Origin of the sequence: Streptomyces sp. NPDC046197 (assembly GCF_040646295.1) — a bacterium.
In the GTDB taxonomy this organism is placed as follows: domain Bacteria; phylum Actinomycetota; class Actinomycetes; order Streptomycetales; family Streptomycetaceae; genus Streptomyces.
Map to the genome: position 1 here is coordinate 1 of NZ_JBEYZY010000041.1, position 24,150 is coordinate 24,150.

Sequence of the window (24,150 nt, forward strand, 5' to 3'; positions counted from 1 at the left end):
GTTACATTCCGAACCCGGAAGCTAAGCCTCACAGCGCCGATGGTACTGCAGGGGGGACCCTGTGGGAGAGTAGGACACCGCCGAACAATTCTTGAGAAAGAGCCCCACCTCCAGGCCCAGGCCAGGGAGTTGGGGCTCTTTCGCGTTCACCCTGCAGTCATGCGCATGTCTTGTAGTGGTCTTGTACATGCCAGCCGGGCTGGTCACCGTGGTGACTCATGGTCCCGAGACGCAGATACAGACGTCCCGTTGTCACTGTGCTGGCAGGTACCGCCGTTCTCGCCACCGGAGCCGCCGTCGCCCTGGCCGCCGTCGGTGGTCAGGGCACCACAGGGCCGAGGGGAGACGGAACGGCCGTCACCCCGGTCGGATACAAGGTCACCCCGGCCGGCCGGCAGGCCCAGCTCGGCAACCTCCCCCTCAACGCGGTGCTCTCGCCCGACAAGCGGATGCTCCTCGTCAGCAACGCAGGCCAGGGCACCCAGTCCCTCCAGGTGGTCGATCCCGCCGACTCGGAGGTCGTACAGACCATTTCGTATCCGAGCCCTCAGGCGGTTTTCACCGGGCTGGCCTTCAGTCCCGACGGCAAGCGGGCCTTCGCCAGCGGAGGCGGGCGAGAGGTCATCCACACCTACGACGTGAGCGGCGGGCGGCTGACCGAGACCAGCCCGATCAAGCTGCCCACGAAGAACCCCGACGGCCAGGCCGTGAACATGTATCCGGCCGGGATCTCCGTCACCCCCGACGGCAAGCGGCTCGTCGTCGCCGACCGGCTCGCGGACGCCGTGACGGTGGTCGGCCTCGGCGACTCCTCCATGGCCACCGTGGCCGTGGGCCACTCCCCGTACGGCGTCGCCCTCGCGGACGACGGGAAGACCGCCTTCGTGAGCAACCAGGGCGGCAACACCGTCAGCGTGGTCGACATCAGCGGGCCCGCTCCCGTGCAGCAGGCCGCCGTCCAGGTCGGCACCCATCCCAACGCGGTCATCACCGACCCGGAACAGCGCACCCTCTACGTCGCCGACGGTGACAGCGACCAGGTCAGCGTCATCGACGTACCGACCCGGAAGGTCACCCGGAGCATCTCGCTCTCCCCCTACCGGCACGCCCCCGTCGGCAGCAACCCCGACGCCCTTGCCCTGTCCGAGGACGGGCGCCGGCTCTACGTCGCCAACTCCGGTAACAACGACATCGCCGTCATCAGTGTCAAGAGCGGCCGCACAGCGGGTCTCATCCCCACCGCCTGGTACCCGACGGCCGTCGTCGCGCACGACGGGAAGCTGTACGTCACCAACGCCAAGGGCCTCGGCGCCGGGCCCAACAACGGCCCCGGCTATCCGAACCCCACCTCCACCGCGCCCCAGTCGCCCGACCAGTACTCGGGGTCGATGATGAAGGGCACGCTGTCGACCATCGGGCTCGACGGCGGGGACAGGCAGCTGCGGCGCTGGACGCGGACCGTCATCGCCGACAACGGGTTCGAGCAGGGCGACAGCCCCCGTGCTTCCGGGGCGGTCGTACCGCGGCGCATCGGTGAGAAGTCGCCGATCAAGCACGTCATCTACGTCGTCAAGGAGAACCGGACCTACGACCAGGAGTTCGGGTCGCTCGCCAAGGGCAATGGGGACGCCTCCCTCAATCTCTTCGGGGACGACTCCGCGCCCAACGCCCGCGCGCTGCAGCGTCGGTTCGTGACGCTCGACAACTTCTACGCCGACGCCGAGGTGAGCGCGCAGGGCTGGAACTGGACCGTCGCCGCCAACTCGAACCCGTACGCCGAGGAAGGGTGGCCCGCCAACTACTCCGGGCGCAACCACAGCTACCCCTCGGAGAACCACGACCCGGCGATCGCGCCCAACAAGGACCCCGACCACGCCTACATCTGGCAGCGGCTCGCGGACCGGGGCGTCGGCTTCCGCAACTACGGGTTCTACGTGAATGCCGACGCCCAGGGGAAGGCGCACGCCGACGATCCGGTCCTGGAGGCCGCAACCGACCACGACTTCGGCCCGTACAACCTGAGCTGTCCGGACACGGCGAACACCTTCCCGGCTCGCGCGGCGACCTGCGGCAGCCCGCGGATCGAGGAGTGGAAGAAGGAGTTCGCCCAGTACGAGAAGGACGGCGACCTGCCCGCCTTCGAAATGGTGCGACTGCCCAACGACCACACCTCCGGTACCAAGGCCGGCATGCCGACCCCGCAGGCCTATGTCGCCGACAACGACTGGGCGCTCGGGCAGCTCGTCGAGACGGTCTCCCATTCGAGGTTCTGGAGGTCGACCGCGATCTTCGTGACCGAGGACGACGCCCAGAACGGGCCGGACCACGTGGACGCCCACCGGACGATCTCGCAGGTCATCAGCCCGTACACGCGCACCGGGCGGGTCGACTCCACGTTCTACAGCACCGCCTCCATGCTGCGGACGATCGAGCTGCTGGTGGGGATCAGGCCGCTGACGCAGTTCGACGCCTACGCCACGCCGATGGTGAACTCCTTCACCGCGCGGCCGGACGCCGCGCCGTACGAGGCTCTGAAGCCGACGTACGACCTGACGGCGGTCAACACGGTGAACTCGCCCATGGCGGGGGTGTCGGCCAGGCAGGACCTCACCAAGGAGGACCAGATCGACGAGCGGACCTTCAACGAGGCGATCTGGAAGAGTGTCCGCGGCGCGAAGAGCGTGATGCCGGAGCCGCGGCACGATCTGTACGGGGCCGTACCCAATGACCAGGCGAAGAAATTGGACGACGACGACTGATCCGTCTGACGTACGGTTGCCCTCATGAGCAGCCCAGATGGTGATGAGGAGTATCTCGTCCGAGCCATACGCGCCGAGGAGTGGCCCGCCGTGAAGGCGCTGCGGCTCCTCGCGCTGCAGGATCCCGTTGCGCATCTCGCCTTCCTGGAGACGTACGACGAGGCCGTGGTCAAGCCGGACTCGTTCTGGCAGGAGCGGGCGACCCGGGCCGGCGGGGCGACGGGCGACGTGCACCAGTTCGTCGCGGAGGCGCCGGGCGGCGAGTGGGTCGGCACGGCCACCGTGCTGATCGAGGAGGCCGGGTCGACGGACTGGGCCGGCTTCCCGGTCGAGCGGCGGCAGGGTCATGTCGTGGGCGTGTACGTGCGGCCCGAGCACCGCGGGTGCGGGCTGACCGAGGTGCTGTTCGACGCGGCGCTGGAGTGGGCCTGGGGCGCCGGTGTGGAGCGGGTGCGGCTGATCGTGCACGAGGACAACGGGCGGGCTCAGCGCTTCTACCGCAGGGTCGGATTCCTGCCCAGCGGGCTCACCGTGCCGCTGCCGCAGGCGGCGGGGCAGTCCGAGCTCGAGTTCGTGCTGGAACGCGACCGGGCCTTCCAGGAGGCCTAGGCCCGACAGGACCTAGTGTCCTGCGCCGGAAGTTCCTAGGCAGTTCCGGCTGAGCCGCGGACGGTCAACGCGCCTGGTCGGCAGCGTGAATCCGATCGCCGAGACGAGGCAGATCTACCGACGGACTTCAGGCGCAGGACACTAGGGGGTCCCAGGGGGTAGTCGCGGGCCCGCGCGGTCGGTGTCCGGCCGGGTGCGCGGGGCCGGGTCGGTCAGACCGGCAGTTCGTCGTGGGGCCAGCGGGTCCGGGCCTGTTCGCGGGAGCGGAGCAGGGCCAGGGTCGGCAGGCCCCGGTCCGTCCCGGTGGCCAGCAGCTGCGGCAGCTGGGGGACGGGAGCCACGGCGGCCACGTCGTCGAGGACCAGCGTGAGTGGTGGGTCGAGCCGACCGGAGGATGACCGTTCGGCCATGCGCCGGCCGCGCTCGACCACGCTTGAGGCGAGTGCCGTCAGCAGGGGCATCGCGCCTGGTTTGGTCCGGGGGTCCTCGATGGATTCCCCCACCACATAAAGCGTGCCCCCTTCGTTGACGAAGGAATCCAAGGCGAGCGCATCAGTTCGGTTTGGGGTGCAGGCTTCGCGGATGTTGACCGTGAAGAGGGAGGACAGTGCGCGGCTCGTCAACTCCTGTGCGATGTCGCGTCGTTGGGGGTGGGAGGTGAGCGCGGCCTCCAGCTCACCGGCGGCGCCCGGGGCCGCCTTGGGGTTGGTCCGCAGGGCCCGTACCGCCTCCTGGACCTGCGTGCCCTGGGACCAGCGGTGGACGTGGCGGATGGTGCGGCCGTCGACGGCGGCGGCGTGGAGATAGCTGCGGAGCAGCAGTTCGGCGGTGTCCGCCAGGGTCTGGTCGATCTTGGCGGTGGGGCGTACCGGGGCGAGCAGGGCGGTGGCCCGGGCGGTTGCCGTCTGTTTGTCCTCGCAGCCCGTCGTGGGGGACCAGTGGAGGCGGGCCGGTGTGTCGCAGAGGTGGGTGGGGTCGTAGAGGAGGACCGGGCCCAGTTTGGCTCGGGAGTCCTTGGTGTCCTGCCAGAGGGCGGGGTTGGAGGTGACGACCAGGGCGGGGCCCGCCGCGTCGTGGATGGCCTGGGTCGCGGCGGCCCGGCGGCTTTCCCTCGGCGCCACGAAGATTCTTTCCCGGCCGGCCACCCGTTCACTGTCGACCGGGAAGGCGGGCGGCTCGGCCGTTGGCGACCCGGCCTTGAGGGTTTCCGTCGACTGTGGCGGCTGCGGTGGTTGCGCGGCCGGCTGGGGCTGGGTGGTCGGTTGCGGTGGGGTCGGTTGCGGTGGGGCAAGCGGCTGGGGGAGCGGGGCGGGTGGTTCCGATCTCTGGGCCGGGACCTCGTGGTGGGCCGGCGTCGGCACCTCGTGGGGTTCGGAGTTGGCCGCCCGTTCGCGGACCGCTTCTGCCTCGGCGCGTCTTCTCAGCCGTCCCGCTCTCCAGCGCGCCAGCGTGCCCATCACGAACACGGTGAGGACGACCAGCACCATGAGCTGGCCGATGAACAGGCCCCAGAACAGCCCGTAGCCGGAGAGGCGGGCCGGTGGTGTGTCGGGCCAGGCGCCGGTGACGTCGTGCGGCCGGCCGACGAGGTGGCGCATGGCGATCGGTGTACGGGTGAAGGTGACGCCCGTCGGCCAGGCGCCCCGGGAGAACAGGCCGGCGAGGCCCGTGGCCGTCCACACCAGCAGGGTCATGCCGAGGAGGAAGGCGAGGATGCCGACCAGCAGGCCGTCCGGGACGCCGCCCTGGCCGTCCCGCCGGACCTGTCCCCGGTCGCGGTCGTCGGGTCTCACGCCGTCCCGCCTCCTCTAGGCCACCGTCGACTCGGACGAGCCGTCCAGGTCGGCGATGTGCTGTTCCATGAAGGCGGCCGCCCGCTCCTCGGCCTCCAGTTCGGCGGCGCGCAGGGCGTCGTCGGCGGCGAGGTCGCTGGACGACTCCGTCATGGCGCGGTCGGTGAAGACCAGCGGGCGTTCGGTCTCGGTGACCAGGTGTTTGACCACCTGGACATTGCCGTTGACGTCCCACACGGCGATACCGGGGGTCAGGGTCGGGATGATCTCGACGGCCCAGCGCGGCAGGCCCAGCACCCGGCCCGTCGCCCTCGCCTCGTCCGCCTTCTGCGCGTAGATCGTCCGGGTCGACGCCATCTTCAGGATCGCGGCCGCCTCCTTGGCCGCCGCTCCGTCCACCACGTCGGACAGGTGGTGGACGACGGCCACGAAGGACAGGCCCAGCCGGCGCCCGAACTTCAGCAGCCGCTGGAACAGCTGTGCCACGAACGGGCTGTTGATGATGTGCCAGGCCTCCTCGACCAGGAAGATGCGCTTCTTGCGGTCGGGGCGGATCCAGGTGTGCTCCAGCCACACGCCGACGATCGCCATCAGGATCGGCATGGCGATGGAGTTGCGGTCGATGTGGCTGAGGTCGAAGACGGTCAGCGGGGCGTCCAGGTCGATGCCGACCGTCGTGGGGCCGTCGAACATGCCCCTGAGGTCACCGTCGACGAGGCGGTCCAGGACCAGGGCCACGTCCAGGCCCCAGGCCCGTACGTCGTCTATGGCGACGTTCATCGACTCCGCCGACTCGGGCTCCGGATGGCGTAGCTGCTCGACGATGTCGCTGAGCACCGGCTGGCGCTCGACGATCGACTCGTTGACGTAGGCGTGCGCCACCTTCAGCGCGAAGCCGGACCGCTCGTCGAGGCCGTGGCCCATCGCGACCTCGATGATGGTGCGGAGCAGGGCCAGCTGCCCGGTCGTGGTGATCGCCGGGTCCAGTGGGTTGAGCCGGATGCCGTGGTCCAGGGCCGCCGTCGGGTCCAGCCGGATGGGAGTTATCCCCAGCTCTTCCGCGATGAGGTTCCACTCGCCGACGCCGTCCTCGCCCTGCGCGTCCAGGACGACGACCTGGCGGTCGCGGAAGCGCAGCTGGCGCAGGACGTAGGTCTTCTCCAGGGCCGACTTGCCGTTGCCGGACTCGCCGAGGACCAGCCAGTGGGGAGCGGGGAGCTGCTGGCCGTACAGCTGGAAGGGGTCGTAGATGTAGCCCTTCCCGGAGTACACCTCGCGGCCGATGATGACGCCGGAGTCGCCCAGGCCGGGTGCGGCGGTCGGCAGGTAGACCGCCTGGGCCTGGCCCGTGGAGGTGCGTACCGGCAGCCGGGTCGTCTCGACCTTCCCGAAGAGGAAGGACGTGAAGGCGTCCGTGAGTGCGGTCAGCGGGTCCCGCATCAGAGCATCAGCCCCTACCGTCGGATTCCGGTGGCGAACGGAAGCGTGTTCACGAAGGCGCGGTGGTGCTCGCGATCGCACCACTCCAGCTTCAGGTACGACTTTCCGGCCGAGGCCCTTATGGTCCGTTTGTCGCGGGCCAGGGCGTCGGGGGTGCGGGCGGAGACGGTGATGTAGCCGACGAGGTTGACGCCGGCCGCGCCGCTGGCGAGGTCCTCACCACGCTGGTCGAGGCGGTTGTGGGCGGCGACGTCGCGCGGGTCGACGGTGCGGTTCATCTTGGCGGCGCGGCTGGCCTCGGCGACGTCGTTCGTCTTCTCGGTCAGCATGCGTTCGATGGCGACCTCGGTGGGCTCCAGGTCCATCGTCACGGCGACCGTGCGGATGACGTCCGGGGTGTGGACGAGGAGGGGGGCGAGGAAGTTCACGCCGACCGGGGTCATCGGCCATTCCTTGATCCAGGCGGTGGCGTGGCACCAGGGCTGCCGGGTGGCGGACTCGCGGGTCTTGGCCTGGAGGTAGGTCGGCTCCATGGCGTCCAGTTCGGCCGGCCAGGCGTTGCGTTTCGTCATGGCCTGGATGTGGTCGATCGGGTGGTCCGGGTCGTACATGGAGTGGATCAGCGAGGCCAGCCGCCCCTGACCGAGCGGCTGCCGTACGCGGATGTCGGCCTCCTGGAGCCGGGAGCAGATGTCGGTCAGCTCGCGGGCCATGACGACCGCGAGACCGGCGTCGCGGTCGAGTTTGCGCCCCGACTGGGCGCGGGCCGCGCGGGCCATGGCCTGGGCCTCGGCGGCGAGCTCGCGGTTGTAGTGCATGCAGGCGACGAGGTAGGCGCGGTGCTGTTCGCTGCTGGTCGACACCATCGACTGCAGCTGGTCGTAGGACCGCTGCAGCCATGCCGGTGCCCGTTCGTTCCCGCGCTGGGCGACGTCCTTGGCGTGGGCGTCCGGGTCGGCGGGGAGGGTGCGGGCGAGCATCTGCAGGCGGGTGACGAAGCCGTCGCCGTTGGCCACGTGCTTGAGCAGGGTGCCGAAGCGGTCGACGAGGGCCTCCTGGTCCTCGGAGTCGCGCAGGCCGACACCGGGCCCCTCGATTTCGATGCAGGCCGTGACGGTCTTGCGGTCGGCGTGCAGCAGGACGGCGATCTCGTCCGGCCCGAAGGGCGCGGCGAGCCAGGTGATCCGGCCGATGCCGGGCGGCGGGCCGATCTCGATCTCCCGTCCGTCGAGCTGGGTGCCGGCCTCCATGACGCCGGAGCGGTAGAGGGCGCCGCTCTTGACGGTGCGCTTGTAGGAGCGGTTGATCTCGAACCACTTGTAGAACGTGCGTCGTCGGTAGGGCACGTACACCGCCGCAAGGGCCAGCACCGGAAAGCCCGTCAGCAGTGCGATGCGCAGGGGCAGCACGGGGACGAGCAGGCCGCACATCATGCCGAGGAACGCGCCCGCGACGATCAGGGCGATCTCGCCGGTCTCGCGGTTGCGGCCGATGACGGCGTTCGGCCGGGCGCGGCCGATCAGGTATGTACGGCGGGGCGTGACCGTGTGGGACACGTGGGAGTCGGTCGTCAACGCCCTTCACCTCCCGTGCGGTTGGTACTGCTGTTGCGGGTGCTGCTGGCGTGTGGGGTGTTCACCGGGCTGGGTGCGCGGGGAGCGGGTGCGGCGGAGGGGACAGATCCGCCGCCACCGTCCGGGACGCGTGCGCTGTGCGCGGCGACGCCGCCGGAGGCGGGGTTGGCCGGGCGCGGGGCGGACGACTGGGTGCCGCCGCCCGCGCCGTTGCTGTCGGCCCGGGAGCTGTGGGTCTTGATGCCCTGGGCGACCAGGGTCGCCGGGGAGCTGATGACCGCGGCGGCCTTGCCCTCGGCGCCCTGCATGATGCGGTTGTTGCGGGAGGCGGCGATCTCGTCGCCGAAGCCGGGGACGAAGCGGTAGATCATCGCGCTGGCGAAGATGGCGAGCAGGATGATGGCGAGGCCGGAGACCACCGCGGAGAAGGCACCCGGGCCGCCCGGGTCGGAGGACAGCGCGCCGGCCAGGCCGAGGACGATCACGATGACCGGCTTGACGAGGATGACGGCGATCATGATTCCGGCCCAGCGGCGGACGTGGCCCCACAGGTTCTTGTCGACCAGGCCCGCGTAGACGACGGTGCCGAGCAGGGCGCCGACGTAGAGGAGGGCGGCGCGGATGACGAGTTCAAGCCAGAGGATGCCGGCGGCGAGGATGGACACGAGGGAGACGACGATCAGCATGATCGGGCCGCCGCCGATGTCGTTGCCCTTGTTGAGGGCGCCGGAGAACGTACCGAAGAAGGTGTCCGCCTGGTCGCCGCCCGCCCGCGCCAGGACGTCGCTGACGCCGTCGGTCGCCGACACCACCGTGTAGAGGATCAGCGGGGTGAAGGCGGAGGCGAGGACGGTCAGCCACAGGAAGCCGATCGCCTCCGAGAGGGCGGTGGTCAGGGGGACGCCGCGCACGGCCCGCTTGGCGACGGCCAGCAGCCACAGCAGGAGGGTGAGGATGGTCGACGCGGCGAAGACGACGGCGTACTGCTGCAGGAACTTGGGGTTCGTGAAGTCGACGTTGGCGGTCCCCTTCACGGCCTTGCTGAGCTTGCCGATGGTCCAGGCGGCGGCGTCGGCGCAGCCTTTGGCGAGGGAGGAGAGGGGGTCGAGGGTGGAGGTGGGGTCGGAGGTGAACCCGTTGGACTTCGACGCGCCGTTGCCGCGCTCGCAGTAGTCCTTGGCGGGCCCACGGATCAAACCGCACGGGTCCTTGCTGCCCGACGGTGAGGGGGTCGGACTGGGGCTCGGTGCGGCGAAGGCGCGAGTGGCCAGCAGCACCGTGGCGGTCTGTACGGCGGCGGCGACGGCCGTCACCTTGAGGAAGCGGCGGTTAGCGCGCATACGTGAACCCTCCGTACTCCTCGACAGCCTTCGTCATGTCGTCGGCGGTGGAGGCCTTCTGGTCGCGCCCGACCGGCACCGGGCCGTCCTTCTGCTGGAAGTCGGTGATCTTCCAGTCGTTGTCGACCCACCTCAGCTGGTACGTGGTGGTGTACCAGCTCTCGGAGACGGGATTGGTGGAAGCCGTGCCGGACAGACCGAACAGCGATGTGTACCAGACCTCCACGGTCGCGTCGCTCCCGCTCAACGCGGTGATCTTGGTGCCCACGGGGATGACGCGGGAGACGAACGTCTGGCCTCGCGGCGCCGTGCCGTCTTTGTTCAAGCCGATGTTGCTGAGAAACGTCCCACTTGAGTAGGCGTTGTCCAGGTCCGTCTGGCGGCGGGACGCGATGTCGGGTGCGTAGACCGTGCCGACGATCCGATGGCGCTCCCCGGCGTTGAACATCTCTGCAGAGCCCAGTGCCACCGAATAGTTGGCCGCTGCGCTCTGGGCTCCCTGTTCGTCGTGGGGAAAGCCTGAGGGGATGCCGGCTGTCCGGGTTTCCACCGGGCGTCTGCCGGTGGGTGCGGTTGCCGTTGTCCTGGGTTTGTTGCCGCTGCCGTTCGCCGAGGAGGAGCCGCCGCCCCCGCGGTTCGCGAAGGCGATCGCGGCGATGAGGAGGACGACCACGCCGACCACCGTGACCAGGCTGCGCGAGGAGGAGCGGCCGCCGCGCCGTGCTCCGCCGTACGGGTCGCCGGCCCGGTCCGGGAGCCGGGTGCGGGTCTGCCCGCTGCCTCCGTACAGTTCGTCGTCGGCGCGCGTGGACTCGCCGTACCCGTGCTCGTCTCCGAGACTCATGCCCCGTACGCTCCCTCGACCTCGTACCGGAACGCGTAGAAGTACGACGGTAGCCGTGCTGGTTCCCGCGCGGGCGCGGTGTGGTGACTCGACATCAGGGAAACGCAACCTCGGCCGGTGGGCACGGTGGGTGGGTGGGGGCAGCGGGGGCACCGGGCGCGCCCGGAGGGTCTGACCGGCGGTGCCGACGGTGAGCCGTGCGCGGCGTGCGCGGGCATGCGCCGGTTACACGTCCTGGCCCGGTCTACACGGCCATGCCGTACACGATGGTGAACAGTGTGCCGAGTGAGCCGATGATGAACACCCCTGTCAGACCGGCGATGATCAGGCCCTTGCCCTGTTCGGCGCTGAACGTGTCGCGCAGGGCGGTCGCTCCGATGCGCTGTTTGGCGGCGCCCCAGACGGCGATGCCGAGGCAGAGCAGGATGGCCACGGCCATCACCACCTCGATCATCACCTTCGCCTCGTTGCCCAGGCTGCCGAAGGGGCCCCAGTTCGGAGCGATCCCGCCGATGATGGTGTTGATGTCTCCCTTGTCGGCCGCAAAGAGCATGTAAGTCACCGCCCCTGTTGGGTAGTTCCGCGTCCCCTGCGGTCGCGCAGAGGTCAGGCCTCATTCTCGCCGACAATGACGCCCGCGTATGTCGACTTGGCGGCATTGCCTGGAACGTTTCGTCGTTTGGTCACTCTGTGTATCACGGCAGGTCACGCCGGGCAATGAAGTCGGACCGGAACCTTGCGTGTGGTTCTGTCGTTGACCCTTTTCCGGTCCGATGCGCTTTCTGACGGCCGGTCGAGTGAGGGGTCGCGTCGATGTTCTCACGGTCCTCACCCTTTTTCGCGTGACGACGGGCCGCGGCGGGCTGCCATGGCCCGTGTCCTTTGCTGCCGCCACCTGCGGGCGGCTGCCGCCACAATGGGGGAACGGGTCACGGCGGTTGCCGTGGCCCGTTCCCTTTCATCCGCCGTGGAGTCCCCACGTACTCCTCGTTCCGGCGGCTCCCCGTTGACCCGACGGGGAAGTCGTGCGGGTCGGCCGGGTCGGCCGTTGAAGGCGTCGGCGCCCTCGGGCTGTATGCGGGGGGAGTTGGGGGGCGTGCGCAACGACGACGATCGCTTGTTGAGTACGCGACAACAAGCCCGGACCGGTATTCCTGACTCCCGCCATACCGAAGGACCGACGGGCTTACTGGTCAATGGCGGGCGGATGGCTCGGCGATGGTCATGGCTTGACCCGCCGCACAGGAAGCGGCTTGACCCGCCGCACAGGAAGCGGCTTGACCCGCCGCACAGGAAACCCGGCGGCGGGTTCAGCGGGGCCGCAGGCCGTGCAGTACGAGGTGCACGTGCTCGTCCAGGCCTGCCAGGGCCTCCTCGACCGGGAAGGTCCCGTTTGCGATGAAGGCGGCCAGGCCGTGCATTCCGGCGGCCGCGACCAGGGTGATGCGCTCCGGGTCGCCCGCCACGATCTCGCCCCGTTCCTGGGCGTCCGCGATCAGCCGGGTGAAGGACCCCACGGACCGGTCGACGGCGGCGGCCAACTGCTCGGAGACGTCGGGGTCGTGCTTGCGGGCGAACATCAGCTCCAGCAGCGCGGCGTTGTCGACGGCGAATCCGATGTAGGCGCGGGCCAGCCCGGCCAGCCGCTGCTCCAGTGCGAGCCCGGGCTCGTCGGCGGTCTCCAGCGTCTGCGCCAGCCGTTCGTACCCGGCGAGGGCAAGGGCGTCGAGCAGGGCCTGCTTGTCCTTGAAGTGGCGGCCGGGGGCGGCATGGCTGACCCCGGCCTCGCGGGCCAGCTCCCGCAGGGAGAGGGCGGCGGCCCCCCGGGTGCGCAGGGTGTGCTCGGCGCTCTTGAGGAGGGTGGCGCGCAGGTCTCCGTGGTGGTAGGGGCGCTGGGTGGGCATGGGGGCCATCGTAACCCGACGTAGTCGCGATGTAGTCGATGCCAGCATAGTTGGCATCGCCACCATTGTTGTCGTTGACAGCATTGTTGGCGACGTCTACATTGCCGGGCATGGCTACTCACCCCGGAAAACAGAGCACATCCGGTCGCACCCACCGCTGGAGCGCGGCCGACCTCCCCGACCTCGCCGGCCGTACGGCCGTGGTCACCGGCGCCAACAGCGGCATCGGCTTCGCGGCCGCCGACGCGCTCGCCCGCGCGGGCGCCCATGTCGTCTTCGCCGTACGGGACCTGGAGCGCGGCCGTGCCGCCGCGGGCCGGGTGCCCGGCAGTACGGAGGTCCGCCGGCTGGACCTGGCCGACCTGGCCTCCGTCCGCGACTTCGCCGACACCTGGACGGACCCGCTGGACGTGCTGATCAACAACGCGGGCGTCATGATGCTCCCGAGGCAGCAGACCAAGGACGGCTTCGAGATGCAGTTCGGCACGAACCATCTGGGCCACTTCGCGCTGACGAACCTGCTCCTGCCGCACATCACCGACCGCGTGGTCACGGTCTCCTCGGGCGCCCACCGCTGGGGCGACAACGTGATCCACTTCGACGACCTGAACCTGACTGCGCGCTACACACCCCAACGGGCGTACGCCCAGTCCAAGCTGGCGAACCTGCTCTTCACCCTGGAGCTCCAGCGCCGCCTGACGGGGGCCGGATCACGGGTCCGCGCCCTGGCGGCCCACCCCGGCTGGGCGGCCACCAACCTGCAGAGCCACACCGCCAACCCGGTTGTGCGCGTGGGCATGCAGGTCGGCAACAGGTTCCTGGCCCAGGACGACAAGGCGGGCGCCCTGCCGACCCTCTACGCGGCGACCCAGGACCTGCCCGGCGCGAGCTACGTGGGTCCGAGCGGCCTGGGTGAGATGCGCGGCGCCCCGACCCTGGTCGGCCGTACCCCGGCAGCCAGCGACCCGGTCGCGGCCGCCCGGCTGTGGACGGCGTCGCAGGAGCTGACGGGAGTGTGCTTCCCCCTTGCGGCGGAGGCGGGGCGGGGCCGATGATTCCGGCCTGGAGCGGGTAAGCGATCTCCTGGGTGGCCCGGGGCTCCTGGTGCGGTGAACGGGGGTTCTCGGGAAAATCTCAGTGAAGTCGTAACCCGTTTCTCACCTTCATGAGACAAAGTGGGGGCTGATGAAGCGCACCTCAGGTTCCAACGGCCCCGCACATCACGCCCGTCCCCGTGCCGTCACCCGGCAGTACGCGCTGTTCTCTGCCTTGGTGTTGCTGGCCGCGACCTCGGCCTCCGTCGCGGCCGCGGACGACGGGCCCGGCCCTCTCGGCGTCACCGCCGTGACCACCTCGACGCCGCAGAGCGCGCGGGTCGGAGCGCTGTTCCATGCGGACAAGGCCGACGACCTCAACGGCAACCACTTCTGCACCGCCTCCGTCGTGGACGGCCCCAACCGGAACCTCATCGTCACTGCCGCCCACTGTCTGGGTGACGGCGACGACTTGGTGTTCGCGCCCGGATACCGGGATGGGAAGGCGCCGTACGGGCTGTGGAGGGTCAAAAGACGCTTCATGCCGGACAGCTGGTCCAAGGACCAGGACGAGGACAGCGACCTGGCCTTCGGCATCATCGCGCCGCAGGCCGGCAGGAGCGTGGAGGACGTCGTCGGGGCCAACCGCTTCGTCACCGGTGCCACGACCGGCGCAACCGCCGTGACGCTCACCGGCTACCCCGACACCCGCGAGCAGCCCATCAGCTGCACCAACAAGCCCCAGCCGCACAGCACCACCCAGCAGCGCATCGACTGCCCGGAGTTCACGGCCGGCACCAGTGGCAGCCCCTGGATCAACGGGGAGCACCAGGTCGTCGGGGTGCTGGGCGGGCACGAGGAGGGCGGGCTCACCCCGGACACCTCGTACAGCGTCGTCCTCGGCAGGAACGCGGCGGAGCTGTACAAGGACGCGGCGGCCGATCCATGAGGAGCACTCCGGCGGCCGTCCGCCGCCCGGTTGTTGGCCCGACAGGGTGATCTGGCAGCCATTCTCTGCCGCGGGCCGTTGGTCGTACCGGGTGACCTCACGGCCTTCCTCTGCCGCAGACCGCCGGCTCGGCCGGGTGCCCTGGCGCTGGGCGGCGCACCCCGGCCCAGCCCGCGTTGACAACGCTCCTGCGCCGCGATTCCGGCATGCTCCGCCGGACAGGCCCTGGGTGGTGTCGTGTGGATCACCGCGGGTCCGCGACGCCTGGCACGGCACCTCGCCGCGTTGTCGCATCACCCGAGTAGGCCCGGTACGCGGGTGATGCTCCGCCTTGCGATGCACCGCACCATGCGCCGCGGCCTGATCCGCGGTGATCCAAACGACACCCCCTAGCGGCCCCCCAGCACCGCCACGATGGTGATGAGCCAGATCGCCGGCAGGGCCAGCGGTACGTAGCTGAGCGGGCGGCGGGCAAGGGGCAGGCCGGGATCCATGACGACCCCGGTCGGGGACGGCGACGGGTGCGGCAGCTTGGCCAGCCTGAGGTGGACGAACAGGTTCCACAGCAGCGTGAGCGGAGCGAACAGGATCAGCGAGACGGGGCTCCACCAGCCGCCCGCCAGGGTCTTCGCCGTCATGTCCCGGTGGATGGCGGTCCCGCAGGTACGGCAGAAGGGGCCTTCCATCTTGCTGAAGCGCATCGCGACCAGCAGACCAGTGTGCTGACGGACGGTGATGTCGGCGGCCGGTGCCGCGCCGCATATCCGGCATCCGGGGGCGGGAGCCGCAGGGAAGCCGGGACCGGGGGCCGGGGCCTGGCCCGCAGCACCGTACCCCTGGGCGTACGGTGCGCCCTGGGGCTGAGCCTGCGGGTACGGTGCGGGCGCCTGCTGGGGTGCGCCGGCCGGGGCGGGTCCGCCCGGCTGTCCGTACCCGCCGTACGCCGGATGCGGGGCGGGGGCCGGGTGTCCGGACGGGTTTGGCGCGTAACCGCCTTGTGCCGCGTAGGGGTTGCCCGGGGACGGTTGCGGGGCGGGGTGCGGCGTTGCCACGTGCGGTTTTCTCCTTGTGTGTGATCACCCGGAAGCGCGAGGGCCGCCTCTACACTGACGGTCGGCGGACTCCCGGGCGGAGAGGGGCGGTTGACGGTGCGTAAGGCATGGATCGTAGCGATCGCCGCCGTCGGCTCCGGGCTCGCCTTCGTGATGCTGCTCGTCGTCGGCGTCTACGTCGTCGCCGGGAACCTCGTCAACGGCGTGGGCGGCGGCAGCGTCGCCCTGGCCAAGGGGGCCGTTCCGGCCGCCTATCAGGCCCTCGTGCAGAGGTGGGGCAATCTGTGTCCCGCCCTCAACCCGGCGCTCCTCGCCGCCCAGTTGTACCAGGAGAGCGGGTTCAACCCGAGCGCCAGGAGCCCGGCCGCGGCCGAGGGGATAGCGCAGTTCATCCCGGGCACCTGGGCCACCCACGGCATCGACGGCAACGGCGACGGCAGGCGCGACGTGTGGGACCCGAATGACGCGATTCCGTCGGCCGCTTCGTACGACTGCGAGCTGTCGTCCTACGTGAAGACCGTGCCGGGCAACGTCACGCAGAACATGCTCGCGGCGTACAACGCCGGGGCGGACGCGGTCATCAGGTACAGGGGTGTGCCGCCGTACGCGGAGACCCAGAACTACGTGAAGACGATCACGACGCTGTCGAAGAGCTTCGCCGCCCCCGTCACCCGGGTGGACCCCTCCGAGCAGGCCGCCGGGGCCATTTCCTACGCGCAGGCCAAGCTCGGCACGCCCTATCTGTGGGGCGGCGACGGGACCGCCGACCAGGGCGGACGGTTCGACTGTTCGGGGCTGACCAAGGCCGCCTACCAGAGGGTGGGAGTCACCCTGCCCCGGGTCGCCAACGACCAGTACAACGCGGGGCCGCACCCGAGGCGGGCCGAACTGCTCCCGGGCGACCTGGTGTTCTTCTCGGACGACCTGACCAACTCCCGGGCCATCCGGCACGTGGGCATCTACGTCGGCGGCGGATACATGATCGACGCACCCAGACCCGGTGCCGTGATCAGGTTCGACCCGATCGACACACCGGACTACTTCGGGGCCACCCGGGTCACCGAAGATGGCGCGAAAGCGCTCCCCACCTCGGTGTGAACCGAGCGTGAACCCGCCCCCTGAGCTGCGGTGATGAGTCTCTCTTCGATAACGTCTGCGTGATCATTCGGTGGAGTGTGGAACGTATTAATCAGGGTCGTGCGTTCCTGTTGACGTAGCCAAGCGGACGTCGAACGGAGCGCGTGTCGCACGCGCGTGCAGCGGAAGCGGATCTACAACCACGGGGGTGGCAGGAGCGGCGCACACTGGGTGCGCCCGGAAGGACACGACGAAGGGGCCGCAGCACGATGGCTGGACTCGCCGAATCCGGGTCGAACCCCGACGTCGACCTGCTCTACGACATCAACGGCCTGGCCAAGGACGCGCCGCACTGGTTCGACCGGGTCATGGAGTACGTCGGCGAGTACGGGCTGCTGCTCGCCATGGTGCTGCTGGTGCTGTGGTGCTGGTGGTCCGTGCGGCGGCGGGGCGGTGAGAACGCGGCGCCGTCCGTCGCCGCCCTGGTGTGGGCACCGCTCGCGGCCGGGATCGCGGTACTCGTCAACGTGCCGATACGGGGATTCGTCGAGCGGCCCCGCCCCTTCCTCGACCATCAGGGGCTGGACGTCCTGGTGTCCGGGAAGACCGACTACTCGTTCGTGAGCGACCACGCGACGATCACCATGGCGATGGCGGTCGGACTGTTCGTCGCCAACCGGCGGTTCGGGCTGGTGGGGATCGGGCTCGCGCTGCTGGAGGGCTTCTGCCGGGTGTACATGGGGGTGCACTATCCGACGGACGTGATCGGCGGGTTCGCCCTCGGTACGGCGGTCGCGCTGCTGCTGTCACCGGCGGCCATGGCCCTGCTGACGCCGGTGCTGAAGGCGGTCGAGGGGTCGGCGTGGGGCGGGTGGATCGTGCGGCGGCGGCATCCGGGGGCGAGAGTGGTCTCCGGTACGCGGGCCGAGGAGCGGGCGTCGGCCGAGGAGCGCGACCTGGCCGCGTAGCCGGGTGGGCCGGGGCTGCGGCCGGAGCCCGGTGGTTCACTCACCCACCCGCGCCTGCGGGGTGCCGCCGCGCCGGTCCGTGTCGCCGCGCCCGTCTGTGTCGCCGCGCCGGTCCGTGTCGCCGCGCCCGTCTGTGTCGCCGCGCCGGTCCGTGTCGCCGCGCCCGTCCGTGTCGCCGCGCCGGTCCGTGTCGCCGCGCGCCCGTGCCGCCCCGGCGGCGTGGCTGGCCGCGGCCGGGTCACAGCCCCTGCGGGTACGAGAAGAAGCGGTTGGGGTCGTACTGCTGCTTCAGCTTGGTGAGGCGGGTGGCCGCGTCCCCGTAGTAGGCCTTGCGCCAGTCGGTCAGGGTCGGGTCGGTGTAGTTCTGGTAGGCGGCGCCGGAGGCGTACGGCTTCATGGCGCCGTGGGCCGACGTCAGCCAGGACTGGGCCGTCGCACCGCTGCCGCCGGCGCCCCAGGAGGCTATGTACTGGGCCAGCATGCGGGAGCGGCGGTGCACGAAGGCCGTCGCCGTGGGGGAGACCCGGTTGACCGCTCCGCCGAGCGCGGTGAACGCGATGCTGCCCGCGCCGCCCCGCACCGACCGCATCTGGGACAGCAGCGTCTGGATGCCGGCCGCCGATATGGAACGGTCGAAGAAGTCCGACCGGGCCGCGTACGTCTCCCGGCCCAGCCTGCCCTGCGGGGAGCGGCCCGGGGTGGAGCCGGGCAGGTGGCACTGCGCGTCCGTCGGGAAGGACGAGCAGCCGGCGTAGGCCTCCATGGCCTGCTCGTAGGTGTGGCGCCGGAGCGAGACGCTGCTCGCGCGGGCGCCGACCTTGGCGGCCAGGCGGTCCACCGCGTTCTGGAGTTCGCCGTAGGTGCCCAGGGAGAAGGCGGCCACCGAGACCGTCGGGGTGCCGCCGGGCGTGTTCGCCAGGTGCAGGGACGACCAGATCTCGTCCGGCTGGTCGGGGCCCCACGCCTGCCAGGCCTGGATCACCGCGGCGGCCTTCGCCCACGGCCAGGTGAGGTACGCCGACACGGCCTGGGGCGCGGGGTGGGTCCGGAACTGCAGCTCGGTGACCACGCCGAAGTTGCCGTTGCCCGCGCCGCGCAGCGCCCAGAAGAGGTCCTTGTTCTCGGTGGCGTTCGCGGTCAGCTGCCTGCCGTCCGCGGTGATCAGGGTCGCCTGGGTCAGGCTGTCGCAGGTCAGTCCGTAGGCGCGGGAGACCACGCCGTGGCCGCCGCCCAGCACCAGGCCGGAGACGCCCACCGTCGGGCAGGAGCCCGCCGGTATCGTCACGCCCTTGGCGGCGAGCCCGCGGTAGACGTCGATCAGCTTGGCCCCGGCGCCGACCACCGCGGTGCCGCCGCCGGCGCGGACCTGGTTCAGCCTGGAGACGTCGACGATCAGCCGGCCGTCCCCCGAGGACCAGCCCGCGTAGGAGTGGCCGCCGTTGCGGATCGCCACGCGGATGTTGTGGGCACGGGCGTACGACAGGGTGGTACGGATGTCGTCCGCGTGTGCCGCGTAGGCGACGGCCGCGGGCTTCAGCGTGTCGAAGCGGGTGTTGTAGAGCTGGTGGGCCGTGGTCCAGGAGGCGTCGCCGGGGCGGAGCAGGGCGCCGTCCAGGTCGCGGGCGAGCGCGGTCCAGTTCGCGGCGGCCCCGGCGTTCGCCGTCTTCAGTCCCGTACCGGAGGACGCAGCGGACGTCGTGCCGCCGGTAGCCTGGGTCCGGGCCGCCCCGGTGGCGCTCCCGGCCTTGCTGCCGTTGCACGCGGCGGTGGTGATCGCCGCGACCGCGGCCGCGCCGGCCCCCATGAACGCACGCCGTTCCATGTCTGTGCCTCCTGTCGACTCCCGTGGATCGAGACGATCGCCCGGCCCCGGGAGGTTCCAGGGGGTCGAAATTCTGCCAGGGGGACGAAAATGTGTACGGGGCTCCCGCGGTGGTCCACCGGTGCCGGAGAGACGGCATCGAGGGGCGTGAACGAGGGCATCCGTGATCCATTCGCCGGAACCTCCACGTGCCCTCCCCGTAAGCATTCCGTGACCTCACCGCACCGACGGCAGGGGTTCACCCGCCGTTCACTTCCGCCCATCGGCCACGTCACCTCTTCTGCCTAATTTCGGCCCTACCCGGTGCGGGTGCGCCTGTCGTCGCGCTCGTATCGCTCACACTTCGCACGCCGCCGATCAGGACGGCGGCAACTGGAAGGAAATCCCTCAAGTGAAGCTTCAGCGCAAGAACCGGCGGGCTCTCGCTCTCGGCGCTCTCGCCGCCTCCGGCGCCCTGGCCCTCACGGCGTGCGGCTCCGACAACAACAGCAGCAACGGTGGCAGCGGCGGCAGCAGCTCGTCCGCCGCCGCGGCGCCGAGCTCGGTCAAGTGCGACAACGCCAAGGGCCAGCTGCAGGCTTCCGGTTCCTCGGCGCAGAAGAACGCCATCGACGCGTGGACGACGCAGTTCGGCGGCGCCTGCAAGGGCGTGCAGATCAACTACAACCCGACCGGTTCGGGTGCGGGTGTCACCGCCTTCCTGCAGGGCCAGACCGCGTTCGCCGGCTCCGACTCCCCGCTGAAGCCGGAGCAGATCACCAAGTCCAAGTCGGTCTGCTCCGGCGGCCAGGCCATCGACCTGCCCATGGTCGGCGGCCCGATCGCGGTCGGCTTCAACGTTCCCGGCGTGGACAGCCTGGTCCTCGACCCGGCCACCATCGCCAAGATCTTCAACGGCAAGATCACCAACTGGAACGACGCGGCGATCAAGAAGCTCAACCCGAGCGCCAAGCTGCCCGACCTCAAGATCCAGGCGTTCCACCGCTCCGACGAGTCCGGCACCACGGACAACTTCACCAAGTACCTGATCGCCACCGCCAAGAGCGACTGGCCGTACACGGGCGGCAAGGCCTGGCAGGCCAAGGGCGGCCAGTCCGCACAGGGCTCCTCCGGCCTCGCCCAGCAGGTGAAGCAGACCCCGGGTGCGATCTCCTACTTCGAGCTCTCCTACGCCGCCGACGGCATCAAGACCGTCGACCTGAAGACCGGCGCCGCCACCCCGGCCAAGGCCACCGTCGACAACGCCACCAAGGCGATCGCCTCCGCCAAGGTCGTCGGGGCCGGCAAGGACCTTGCCCTTAAGCTGAACTACGAGCCGACCGAGGCGGGTGCCTACCCGCTCGCTCTGGTCACCTACGAGATCGTCTGCGACAAGGGCAACAAGGCCGCCACGCTGCCGACGGTCAAGGCGTTCCTGAACTACACGGCGTCCGAGGACGGTCAGAAGCTGCTGACCAACGCCTCCTACGCGCCGATCCCCGACGAGATCATCGCCAAGGTCCGCACCACCATCGCCGGCCTGAGCTGAACTGAAGTGCGGTCCCGGTCCCGTCCGTGACGGGACCGGGCCGCACCGTCCGGTGCACCGCCGCCAGGAGCCGTAACCCGAGTCACGGTTCCGCAGACCGGAGACCCCGATGGACATATCCACACAGAATGACGCTCCACCCCCCGCCTCACAGCCGGGCCCGACCACACACCGGCGGGCCGCCCGCGGCAAAACCCGACCCGGTGACCGCATCTTCCTCGGTCTCTCCCGCGGGTCGGGCATCCTGCTGCTGGTGATCATGGCCGCGATCGCGGTCTTCCTCACCTACCGTGCCTCCCTCGCCATCAGCAAGGACCACGGCAGCTTCCTCACCACCTTCGAGTGGAACACCGGCATCCTGCCGCCCCAGTTCGGCATCGCCGTGCTGGCCTTCGGCACGATCGTCTCCTCGATCGTCGCCATGGCCATCGCCGTGCCGATCGCGGTGGGCATCGCGCTGTTCCTCACGCACTACGCCCCGCGCCGCCTCAGCGGCCCGATCTCCTACGTGATCGACCTGCTGGCCGCCGTACCGTCGATCGTCTACGGCCTGTGGGGCGCCCTCGTCCTGGTGCCGCACCTCAACGGCCTGTACGGCTGGCTGAACGACTACCTGGGCTGGACCGGCTTCCTGTCCTGGCAGGGCGGTGCCCCGCGCTCGCTGCTGACCGTCGGCATCCTGCTCGCGATCATGATCCTGCCGATCATCACCAACGTGAGCCGTGAGGTCTTCCGCCAGGTCCCGCGCATGCACGAGGAGGCAGCCCTGGCCCTCGGCGCGACGCGCTGGGAGGTCATCCGCATGTCGGTGCTGCCCTTCGGCCGCTCCGGCGTGATCTCCGCCTCGATGCTCGGCCTCGGCCGCGCCCTCGGCGAGACCATGGCCGTCGCCACCGTGCTCTCCCCGACCTTCGACATCCAGGCCAGCCTGCTCGACCCGGGCGGCGGCACCTTCGCCCAGAACATCGCGAGCAAGTTCAACGAGGCCACCGAGTTCGGCCAGGACGCCCTGATCGCCTCCGGTCTCGTCCTGTTCGTGATCACCCTGGTCGTCAACGGCGCGGCCCGCATGATCATCAACCGCCGCAAGGAGTACTCGGGGGCCAACGCATGACCTCGCCAGCCGTCACCCAAGAGCGCGCCGGCTCGCTGCGCGGCGCCACCCTCCCCAAGTGGTTCCCGTGGGCGGTCATCGCGGGCTCCGTCGCCGTCGCCGTGGTCATCGGTCTGGCCGCCGGCCTGCAGAGCAAGGTCCAGTGGGGCCTGATCGCCGGCATCCTCGCCGTCCTCGGCACCTATGTCATCGCGGCCCGTGTCGAGGGCCGCAGGCAGGCCAGGGACCGCATCGCGACCAGTCTGGTCTGGGTCAGCTTCATCATCGCCGTGGTTCCGCTGGCCTCCCTGGTGTGGGAGACCGTCAAGCGCGGTGTGAAGGTCCTCAACGGTTACTTCCTGAGCCACTCGATGGCCGGTGTCGCCGACACCCAGCCGGGCGGCGGCATCTACCACGCCCTGCTCGGCACCCTGGAGCAGGTCGGCCTGGCCACCCTGATCGCCGTGCCGGTCGGTGTGCTCACCGCGATCTACCTGGTCGAGTACGGGCGGGGCAAGCTCGCCCGCGCCGTGACCTTCTTCGTCGACGTCATGACCGGCATTCCCTCGATCGTCGCCGGCCTCTTCGTCCTCAGCTTCTGGATCCTGATCCTCAAGATGGGCTACTCCGGCTTCGCCGGTTCGCTCGCCCTGGCGATCCTGATGATGCCCGTGGTGGTCCGCTCCACCGAGGAGATGCTCAAGCTCGTCCCGAACGAGCTGCGCGAGGCCTCCCTCGCGCTGGGCGTACCGAAGTGGCGCACCATCCTCAAGGTGGTCCTGCCGACCTCGATCGGCGGTATCGCCACGGGCGTGATGCTCGCGATCGCGCGCATCACCGGTGAGACCGCTCCCGTGCTGCTGCTGGTCTGGGGTACGAACTTCATCAACACCAACCCCTTCAAGGACCCGCAGGCCTCGCTGCCGCTGTACATCTACCAGCAGTACGCGAACAGCTCGGGCTCCGGCGCGGCCTACGACCGTGCCTGGGCAGCGGCCCTCACCCTCATCGCCTTCGTGATGATCCTGAACCTGGTGGCCCGCGGCATCGCCCGCTGGAAGGCCCCGCGCTAACAATTTGCGGCTACCGCCGCGCCACCGGTCGCTGACGCGGCCAACGGCGACCGAAGACTGGAAGTGAAGAAGTAGTCATGGCCAAGCGAATCGACGTAAGCGGACTGACCGCGTACTACGGCTCCCACAAGGCGATCGAGGACATCTCGATGACGGTCGAGCCGCGCTCGGTGACCGCGTTCATCGGGCCGTCCGGCTGCGGCAAGTCGACGTTCCTGCGGACCCTGAACCGTATGCACGAGGTCACCCCGGGCGGCCGGGTCGAGGGCAAGGTGCTCCTGGACGACGAGGACCTGTACGGCGCCGGGGTCGACCCGGTCTCCGTCCGCCGCGAGGTGGGCATGGTCTTCCAGCGTCCGAACCCCTTCCCCACGATGTCGATCTTCGACAACGTGGCGGCGGGCCTCAGGCTGAACGGCAACTACAAGAAGAGCGAGCTGAACGACGTCGTCGAGAGGTCGCTCAAGGGCGCCAACCTCTGGAACGAGGTGAAGGACCGCCTGAACAAGCCCGGCGCGGGCCTGTCAGGCGGTCAGCAGCAGCGTTTGTGCATCGCCCGGGCGATCGCGGTCGAGCCGAAGGTCCTGCTGATGGACGAGCCCTGCTCGGCCCTGGACCCGATCTCGACGCTCGCCATCGAGGACCTGATCGGTGAGCTGAAGGAACGGTTCACGATCGTCATCGTGACGCACAACATGCAGCAGGCGGCGCGCGTCTCGGACCGTACCGCGTTCTTCAACCTGGCGGCGGTCGGCCAGCCGGGCCGGCTGATCGAGATCGACGACACCGAGCGCATCTTCTCCAACCCGTCCGTCCAGGCGACGGAGGACTACATCTCGGGCCGCTTCGGCTGATCCGGCGGTTCGTCCGAGAACCCCTCGCGGTGCTGCATGGCGGTGCCACCGCGAGGACGCAAAGGGCCCGCCCCTGGCTCCCGGGGGCGGGCCCGTGCGTTTCCTTCACTCGGCGACTTCGGTCCGCTCCCACCACTGGTACACGGTGACCCGTCCCTCGTCGCTGTCCTCGTGGCGCGAGGTGACCTTGTAGTGCTCGTATCCCCCGGAGTGCGGAATCTTGAGTTCCTGACCCGGCGGAACGATCGGCACGACGGTGCCTGCCAGGTCCTGCGGGCCGCCTTCGAGGAGTGCCTTGGTAGTCATGACTCCAGTCTTGCCACACCGGTGCCGACCGCATCTCGAGCGGCGTCCGGGCGGTGTGCGAGCGGCGCCCGGAGGGCGTCCGGGGGCGGCGCCCTGGGGACGTCCGCCCCGGTGGCGCGGCGGGCAGGCGG

Annotated in this window: 20 protein-coding genes and 1 rRNA gene; 11 read left to right on the forward strand and 10 right to left on the reverse strand. The window is 70.1% G+C overall.

All coding sequences use genetic code 11. From position 1 onward, the window contains the following. The 3 genes from rrf to AB0A61_RS35065 form a co-directional block, all read left to right on the forward strand. Positions 1-86, forward strand: a 5S ribosomal RNA gene (rrf, locus tag AB0A61_RS35055); the annotation flags it as partial. 171 nt (positions 87-257) lie between these two features. Continuing rightward, entirely contained in the window at positions 258-2,759 is a 2,502-nt protein-coding gene (locus AB0A61_RS35060; protein ID WP_361301687.1) for a beta-propeller fold lactonase family protein, read from the forward strand. Between the two features lie 24 nt (positions 2,760-2,783). Beyond that, positions 2,784-3,368, forward strand: coding sequence for a GNAT family N-acetyltransferase (locus AB0A61_RS35065; RefSeq protein ID WP_361301690.1), 585 nt, complete (start codon positions 2,784-2,786; stop codon positions 3,366-3,368). 212 nt (positions 3,369-3,580) lie between these two features. Here AB0A61_RS35065 and AB0A61_RS35070 read toward each other — a convergent pair whose 3' ends face one another. The 7 genes from AB0A61_RS35070 to AB0A61_RS35100 all read right to left on the reverse strand — a co-directional run bounded on the left by AB0A61_RS35070 (position 3,581) and on the right by AB0A61_RS35100 (position 12,272). Continuing rightward, a complete protein-coding gene (locus tag AB0A61_RS35070; protein WP_361301693.1) occupies positions 3,581-5,161 on the reverse strand; it encodes a type IV secretory system conjugative DNA transfer family protein in 1,581 nt (526 codons plus the stop codon). A gap of 15 nt (positions 5,162-5,176) precedes the next feature. Then, complete coding sequence (locus tag AB0A61_RS35075; RefSeq protein ID WP_361301696.1) at positions 5,177-6,601, reverse strand: ATP-binding protein; 1,425 nt, start codon at positions 6,599-6,601, stop codon at positions 5,177-5,179. A 14-nt stretch (positions 6,602-6,615) separates the two neighbouring features. After that, complete coding sequence (locus AB0A61_RS35080; protein ID WP_361301699.1) at positions 6,616-8,175, reverse strand: SCO6880 family protein; 1,560 nt, start codon at positions 8,173-8,175, stop codon at positions 6,616-6,618. Further along, positions 8,172-9,515: a hypothetical protein gene (locus tag AB0A61_RS35085; protein WP_361301702.1), complete on the reverse strand. Its 1,344-nt coding sequence runs from the start codon at positions 9,513-9,515 to the stop codon at positions 8,172-8,174. Before AB0A61_RS35085 ends, AB0A61_RS35080 begins: the two co-directional genes overlap by 4 nt. Next, a complete protein-coding gene (locus tag AB0A61_RS35090) occupies positions 9,505-10,359 on the reverse strand; it encodes a hypothetical protein (protein ID WP_361301705.1) in 855 nt (284 codons plus the stop codon). The genes AB0A61_RS35085 and AB0A61_RS35090 overlap by 11 nt, the downstream gene beginning before the upstream one ends. Before the next feature lie 244 nt (positions 10,360-10,603). Further along, positions 10,604-10,912, reverse strand: coding sequence for a hypothetical protein (locus AB0A61_RS35095; protein WP_009189392.1), 309 nt, complete (start codon positions 10,910-10,912; stop codon positions 10,604-10,606). 757 nt (positions 10,913-11,669) lie between these two features. Beyond that, positions 11,670-12,272 carry a TetR/AcrR family transcriptional regulator gene (locus AB0A61_RS35100; protein WP_361301709.1) on the reverse strand — a complete coding sequence of 201 codons (603 nt, stop codon included), beginning with the start codon at positions 12,270-12,272 and terminating at the stop codon, positions 11,670-11,672. Between the two features lie 101 nt (positions 12,273-12,373). Here AB0A61_RS35100 and AB0A61_RS35105 point away from each other — a divergent pair, with 101 nt between their 5' ends. Together AB0A61_RS35105 and AB0A61_RS35110 are read left to right on the forward strand one after the other, a co-directional pair. Beyond that, the gene (locus tag AB0A61_RS35105; protein WP_361301712.1) at positions 12,374-13,318 is read left to right on the forward strand and encodes an oxidoreductase; all 945 of its coding nucleotides are present in this window, start codon (positions 12,374-12,376) and stop codon (positions 13,316-13,318) included. Positions 13,319-13,448: 130 nt separating this feature from the next. Next, positions 13,449-14,246: a trypsin-like peptidase domain-containing protein gene (locus tag AB0A61_RS35110; protein WP_361301715.1), complete on the forward strand. Its 798-nt coding sequence runs from the start codon at positions 13,449-13,451 to the stop codon at positions 14,244-14,246. 389 nt (positions 14,247-14,635) lie between these two features. Here the strand turns inward: AB0A61_RS35110 and AB0A61_RS35115 are convergent, their stop codons facing one another. Beyond that, a complete protein-coding gene (locus AB0A61_RS35115) occupies positions 14,636-15,298 on the reverse strand; it encodes a hypothetical protein (protein WP_361301718.1) in 663 nt (220 codons plus the stop codon). Positions 15,299-15,394: 96 nt separating this feature from the next. Between AB0A61_RS35115 and AB0A61_RS35120 the strand changes: the two genes are divergently transcribed. Then, the gene (locus AB0A61_RS35120) at positions 15,395-16,396 is read left to right on the forward strand and encodes a bifunctional lytic transglycosylase/C40 family peptidase (RefSeq protein WP_361301853.1); all 1,002 of its coding nucleotides are present in this window, start codon (positions 15,395-15,397) and stop codon (positions 16,394-16,396) included. A 248-nt stretch (positions 16,397-16,644) separates the two neighbouring features. Further along, entirely contained in the window at positions 16,645-17,343 is a 699-nt protein-coding gene (locus tag AB0A61_RS35125) for a phosphatase PAP2 family protein (RefSeq protein WP_361301721.1), read from the forward strand. 238 nt (positions 17,344-17,581) lie between these two features. On the opposite strand, the gene AB0A61_RS35130 is transcribed toward AB0A61_RS35125, so the two are convergent. Beyond that, positions 17,582-19,165, reverse strand: a complete 1,584-nt coding sequence (locus AB0A61_RS35130; RefSeq protein ID WP_361301724.1) for an FAD-binding oxidoreductase — start codon at positions 19,163-19,165, stop codon at positions 17,582-17,584. Positions 19,166-19,556: 391 nt separating this feature from the next. On the opposite strand from AB0A61_RS35130, the gene pstS reads away from it, so the two are divergent. From pstS to pstB, 4 genes are all read left to right on the forward strand, one after another. After that, entirely contained in the window at positions 19,557-20,693 is a 1,137-nt protein-coding gene (gene pstS / locus AB0A61_RS35135; protein WP_361301726.1) for a phosphate ABC transporter substrate-binding protein PstS, read from the forward strand. A 109-nt stretch (positions 20,694-20,802) separates the two neighbouring features. Continuing rightward, entirely contained in the window at positions 20,803-21,807 is a 1,005-nt protein-coding gene (gene pstC, locus AB0A61_RS35140) for a phosphate ABC transporter permease subunit PstC (RefSeq protein WP_361301729.1), read from the forward strand. After that, the gene (gene pstA / locus AB0A61_RS35145) at positions 21,804-22,859 is read left to right on the forward strand and encodes a phosphate ABC transporter permease PstA (RefSeq protein WP_361301732.1); all 1,056 of its coding nucleotides are present in this window, start codon (positions 21,804-21,806) and stop codon (positions 22,857-22,859) included. Before pstC ends, pstA begins: the two co-directional genes overlap by 4 nt. Before the next feature lie 77 nt (positions 22,860-22,936). Further along, positions 22,937-23,713: a phosphate ABC transporter ATP-binding protein PstB gene (gene pstB, locus AB0A61_RS35150; protein ID WP_361301735.1), complete on the forward strand. Its 777-nt coding sequence runs from the start codon at positions 22,937-22,939 to the stop codon at positions 23,711-23,713. Positions 23,714-23,818: 105 nt separating this feature from the next. Here pstB and AB0A61_RS35155 read toward each other — a convergent pair whose 3' ends face one another. Continuing rightward, positions 23,819-24,019, reverse strand: coding sequence for a DUF5988 family protein (locus tag AB0A61_RS35155; protein ID WP_361301738.1), 201 nt, complete (start codon positions 24,017-24,019; stop codon positions 23,819-23,821). Positions 24,020-24,150 lie beyond the last annotated feature (131 nt).

Coding starts and splice junctions, on each gene's coding strand:
- AB0A61_RS35065 (WP_361301690.1), top strand. CDS start 2,784: ATGAGCAGCCCAGATGGTGATGAGGAGTATCTCGTCCGAGCCATACGC.
- AB0A61_RS35075 (WP_361301696.1), bottom strand. CDS start 6,601: ATGCGGGACCCGCTGACCGCACTCACGGACGCCTTCACGTCCTTCCTC.
- AB0A61_RS35085 (WP_361301702.1), bottom strand. CDS start 9,515: ATGCGCGCTAACCGCCGCTTCCTCAAGGTGACGGCCGTCGCCGCCGCC.
- AB0A61_RS35090 (WP_361301705.1), bottom strand. CDS start 10,359: ATGAGTCTCGGAGACGAGCACGGGTACGGCGAGTCCACGCGCGCCGAC.
- AB0A61_RS35095 (WP_009189392.1), bottom strand. CDS start 10,912: ATGCTCTTTGCGGCCGACAAGGGAGACATCAACACCATCATCGGCGGG.
- AB0A61_RS35100 (WP_361301709.1), bottom strand. CDS start 12,272: ATGGCCCCCATGCCCACCCAGCGCCCCTACCACCACGGAGACCTGCGC.
- AB0A61_RS35105 (WP_361301712.1), top strand. CDS start 12,374: ATGGCTACTCACCCCGGAAAACAGAGCACATCCGGTCGCACCCACCGC.
- AB0A61_RS35110 (WP_361301715.1), top strand. CDS start 13,449: ATGAAGCGCACCTCAGGTTCCAACGGCCCCGCACATCACGCCCGTCCC.
- AB0A61_RS35125 (WP_361301721.1), top strand. CDS start 16,645: ATGGCTGGACTCGCCGAATCCGGGTCGAACCCCGACGTCGACCTGCTC.
- AB0A61_RS35130 (WP_361301724.1), bottom strand. CDS start 19,165: ATGGAACGGCGTGCGTTCATGGGGGCCGGCGCGGCCGCGGTCGCGGCG.
- pstC (WP_361301729.1), top strand. CDS start 20,803: ATGGACATATCCACACAGAATGACGCTCCACCCCCCGCCTCACAGCCG.
- pstA (WP_361301732.1), top strand. CDS start 21,804: ATGACCTCGCCAGCCGTCACCCAAGAGCGCGCCGGCTCGCTGCGCGGC.
- pstB (WP_361301735.1), top strand. CDS start 22,937: ATGGCCAAGCGAATCGACGTAAGCGGACTGACCGCGTACTACGGCTCC.
- AB0A61_RS35155 (WP_361301738.1), bottom strand. CDS start 24,019: ATGACTACCAAGGCACTCCTCGAAGGCGGCCCGCAGGACCTGGCAGGC.